This window comes from Alteromonas sp. AO-Serp (genome assembly GCF_017849675.1).
Lineage (GTDB): Bacteria > Pseudomonadota > Gammaproteobacteria > Enterobacterales > Alteromonadaceae > Alteromonas > Alteromonas macleodii.
The window spans coordinates 1-4,638 of the sequence record NZ_JAFLMX010000086.1; the positions used below are offsets into that span (position 1 = coordinate 1).

General features: G+C 46.9%; 3 protein-coding genes and 1 pseudogene. All 4 read left to right on the plus strand.

The features are described from left to right. A partial coding sequence (locus QVA83_RS07005; protein WP_287498275.1) for an argininosuccinate synthase occupies positions 1 to 938 on the plus strand: 938 nt, incomplete at its 5' end. A 53-nt stretch (positions 939 to 991) separates the two neighbouring features. Beyond that, on the plus strand, positions 992 to 2,374 hold the full coding sequence (argH, locus tag QVA83_RS07010; protein WP_014948049.1) for an argininosuccinate lyase: 1,383 nt from the start codon (positions 992 to 994) through the stop codon (positions 2,372 to 2,374). Between the two features lie 18 nt (positions 2,375 to 2,392). Further along, positions 2,393 to 3,703, plus strand: coding sequence for an amino-acid N-acetyltransferase (argA, locus tag QVA83_RS07015; protein ID WP_075177760.1), 1,311 nt, complete (start codon positions 2,393 to 2,395; stop codon positions 3,701 to 3,703). A gap of 218 nt (positions 3,704 to 3,921) precedes the next feature. Beyond that, a pseudogene (locus QVA83_RS07020) lies at positions 3,922 to 4,638 on the plus strand (EAL domain-containing protein); the annotation flags it as partial.

Consider the following 4,638-nt stretch of genomic DNA (forward strand, 5'->3'; position numbering starts at 1 on the left):
GTACGTCAATGGCACGTCCGGTTATCGCCAAAGCGCAAGTTGAGATTGCGCGCAAAGTAGGTGCCGACGCACTATGCCATGGCTGTACAGGTAAAGGTAACGATCAGGTGCGCTTTGAAAGTACCTTTGCTGCCCTAGCCCCAGACCTTACGGTAATCGCGCCATGGCGTGAATGGGACATGGTAAGCCGTGAAGATCTATTGGCTTATCTAGCTGAGCGCAATATTCCAACCACGGCATCAGCAACCAAAATTTACAGCCGCGATGCAAACGCATGGCACATTTCACACGAAGGTGGCGAGCTTGAAGATCCATGGCAAGAGCCTACCAAGCAAGTGTGGACCATGACCGTTGATCCTGAAGATGCACCTGATACTCCAGAGCGCGTAACCCTGTCTTTTGACGAAGGTAAACTGACTCATGTTGATGGTGAGGCACTCTCGCCGTATCAAGCGCTAGTTAAACTTAATACTGTTGCTGCGGCGCATGGTGTTGGACGTATCGACATTGTTGAGAACCGCCTTGTAGGTATGAAGTCACGCGGCTGTTATGAAACCCCAGGAGGCACCGTACTGCTTAAAGCGTATAAAGCCCTAGAAACTATGGTGCTAGATAAAGCTGCGCTTAAATACCGTGAGCAGATTGGTCTTGAGTTCTCACACGTGATGTACGACGGCCGTTGGTTCACTGCCCTTAACGATGCATTGCTTGCTGGCGCTGCGTCTTTTGCTAAGAAAGTGACAGGCGATATCGTGGTTAAGCTTTATAAAGGCCAAGCTACGGTTACCCAGCGTAAATCGCCGAACAGCCTTTACTCTGAAGACTTTGCCACCTTTGGTGCTGACGATGTTTACGACCAGAAGCACGCTGAAGGCTTTATCCGCCTGTTCAGCCTTTCAAGTCGTATCGAAGCATTGAAAAAACAAGGTGAACAGTAAGCGTTACCTACAATAGTAAAGCTTAAGTCAGAACAGCATTTAAGGAGCATCACATGGCGTTGTGGGGTGGCCGGTTTGAATCCGGTGCAAGTAGTATGTTTAAACAGGTTAACGATTCGCTGCCGTTTGACCAAGTTATGGCAAGCCAAGATATTCAAGGCTCTATCAGTTGGTCGCGTGCGCTGCAAAAAGCAGGCGTATTGACCGTTGATGAACAAGCCCAGCTTGAGTCTGCATTGAGCGAGTTAAAAGCGAAAGCTGATGCAGGTGAACTAGACTTTAACGCATCTAGCGAAGAAGACATTCACAGCTTTGTTGAAGCAGCGCTTATAGAGAAGCTTGGTGACATTGGTCGTAAGCTTCATACCGGGCGTAGCCGAAACGATCAGGTTGCCACCGACTTTCGCTTGTGGGTACGTGAACATATTGCCTCACTTCGCGCTGATGTTTTAGGTGTAATAAAGTCGCTTCTTAATGCCGCTAGCCGTCATCAAGAAGCGATAATCCCAGGTTACACCCACTTACAGCGTGCACAGCCTATTCACTTTGCACACTGGTGCTTGGCTTACGTTGAAATGCTAAAGCGTGACTTAAGCCGTTTAGACGACTTGAAAGTACGCATGAATCAGTGCCCTTTAGGTTCAGGCGCATTGGCAGGTACTACTTTCCCTGTAGACCGTCACGCCATTGCTGAAGAACTGGGTTTTGATTCTCCATGCCTTAACAGCCTAGACGCTGTGTCGGACAGAGACTTTGTGCTAGAGCTTTTATTTGTAGCCAGCACTAGCATGATGCACTTGTCACGTCTTGCTGAAGACATGATTTTCTATAACTCTGGCGAAGCAGGATTCTTACAGCTTGGCGATAGTGTAACCTCTGGTTCATCGCTTATGCCGCAGAAGAAAAACCCTGATGCGCTTGAATTAATGCGCGGCAAATGTGGCCGTGTGTTTGGCTCATTGCAGGCCCTGCTAGTTACCATGAAAGGCCTTCCTCTTGCCTACAACAAAGACATGCAAGAAGACAAAGAAGGCGCTATCGACACCGTGAACCAGTGGCATATTTGTTTATGTATTGCCAGCGAAGTGCTTGATTCACTGCAGTTAAACGAAGAGCGCTGCCGCGTTGCGGCAACCCAAGGGTTCTCTAACGCCACTGAGCTTGCCGATTATCTGGTAGGTAAAGGTGTACCGTTTAGAACAGGCCACGATATTGCAGGACGCGTTGTGCTTCAGGCCATCGACAAAGGCTGTGCCATTGAAGATTTACCACTCAGCGACATGCAGGCTATTTGCGATAAAATTGAAGACGATGTATACCCGGTACTACAGCTAGAGTACGGCGTGAATCAACGCAATATCTTGGGCGGCACCAGCAAAGAAACCGTAACGAAAGCACTGTATCAAGAGCTGGAAGACTTGGATAAGCAAGGGTAGCGACAAGGAACTGCTTAGATGGTATTAGCGCATCATGACGGCATAAAACTGTTTCGCAGTTCACTGCCCTATATTAATGCTCACCAGGGAAAGACCTTCGTATTGATGTTCGGTGGCGAAGCCATCGAACATCCTAATTTCCCTAATATTATTCACGACATTGCCCTGCTTAACAGCTTAGGCGTGCGCGTGGTCGTAGTGCACGGTGCCCGCCCACAGATTGATCAGCGCGTTGCCCTTCGCAACATCGAAGGTCGCTTTGAAAGCGGTGTACGCATTACCGACAAACAAACCCTTGAGTGCGTTAAAGATGCCGCCGGCTCGGTACGCTCTCAGGTAGAAGCCTTATTGACTATGGGGCTACCAAACTCACCTATGCACGGCTCGCAAATACGCGTGTGTTCGGGCAACTTGGTCGTTGCCAAGCCAATGGGCGTGCGAGGCGGCGTTGATTTTGAAAACACCGGTTTAGTGCGTCGTATTGATACGACCGGCATTAACGACCACTTAAACGATGGCTCAATTGTGCTGCTATCGCCTATGGGCTATTCATCAACAGGAGAAGTGTTTAATTTATCTCACGAAGATGTAGCTACGCAGGCGGCTATAGCCCTTAAAGCTGACAAACTTATCGTATTTTCGAATTTTGATGGTGTATACAACCGCGAAGGTCGTTTACTTCGCACCATTGAACGCCCTCAATTAGAACAGCTTATCATGGCGGGCGACATTACCACCGAAGATACGGTGTTAAGTGCCCTTACCACCAGCGTTGCTGCAGGTGTGCCTCGTGCCCACTGCATCAGTTTTGAAAAAGACGGCGCCTTGCTTCAAGAATTGTTCACCCGCGACGGAACGGGTTCACTAGTTATGGAGCACCATTATGAACAACTGCGTGCAGCGACCATCGAAGATGTGGGCGGTATCTTAAAGCTGATAAAACCACTAGAAGAAAGCGGCGTATTGGTAAAGCGTTCTCGTGAGCGTCTAGAGAACGAAATTAACCAGTTTATAGTGATAGTGCGCGACGGCATGATCATCGCCTGTGCAGCCTTGTATTTATACCCTGAAGACGGCTGTGCCGAGTTAGCCTGCGTGGCAACCCATCAAGACTATCGAGGCAAAAACCGTGGCGAACGGATTTTAGATGAAGTGCGCGCCCGTGCTAAAGAAGCCGGTATTAACAGCATTTTTGTACTGACCACAGTTACCGCACACTGGTTTTTAGAGCAAGGGTTTGAACCTGCTGACATAAGTGCGCTACCTGCCGTGAAGAAAGAGCTGTATAACTTCCAGCGTAACTCTAAAGTATTCACTTTATCGGTATAAGGCCCTGCGCACTAAGCTCAATCAATTAAGACGTTTCCTTATTGTTAATTAGTAAGGAAACTTCCCTCTCCTTTTTTTATCATATTGAATATATTAGTGTTATGACTATGTTTATTGCTACCACTAACATTAGCAAAGGGTTATATTAAACCATTCACTCCGGTGAATTATTTGCAACACTCTAGTATTGAACTTATTTAAACGTCAGCGGTTTACTAGTGATTTCTCGAACAATAAGAATTTTAAAACACTATCTTTTAGTTGATGAAGATAACCTAAGAACCACCGATGCTGACGTGTGGCGCCTCAGTGTGCTGCGCACTATTCTGCTCATTGGCGTTGTCCTTACCTCGGCCATCGTGGCGCACTCTTCATATACTGCGTATGTACAGGAACTTTATTATGTTATGTACTTAACACTGGGCTTCACTGCCTTTCTCTTCGCCACACTTTCGATAGGCTTGAAGCATATAAAGATCGCATCTGCTTGCTTAGTCTTAGCGGTAGTTGGAGCCTCTCTGTGCATACTCTTCTTCACAATAGACTTAGAATCAACGCGTTATGGCCTACTTTTGTTGTTCACGTTGCCGATTATTGTCCGTGTTCTATACGGCGTGAAAGCATCTATTGCGACCATGCTGCTCAACCTCATTCCGTATTATTTCTTGCTTAATAATACGCAAGTAGCCCCTTTATTTGGCATTGATATTACATTGCCCGACACCCATACCTATCTGTCGTCATTGATTTTCCTGTTTTTCAATTTTTGTATTCCAATGGCGGTGTTACGAGTAATGTCGTCTTTAGAAAGGCAGTCCGAGCACAATTTATTACAGAGTAAAAAGCTTAATAAGCTCGTTAGCCGATATCAGGAAATATTCAACAACGGTGGCACTCCGTCTTTCTTTTGTGATGAACAAGGACGCATAATTCAG

What these genes read in the sequence shown, in the direction of transcription:
- argH (WP_014948049.1), top strand. Translation starts at nt 992, where the DNA reads ATGGCGTTGTGGGGTGGCCGGTTTGAATCCGGTGCAAGTAGTATGTTT.
- argA (WP_075177760.1), top strand. Translation starts at nt 2,393, where the DNA reads ATGGTATTAGCGCATCATGACGGCATAAAACTGTTTCGCAGTTCACTG.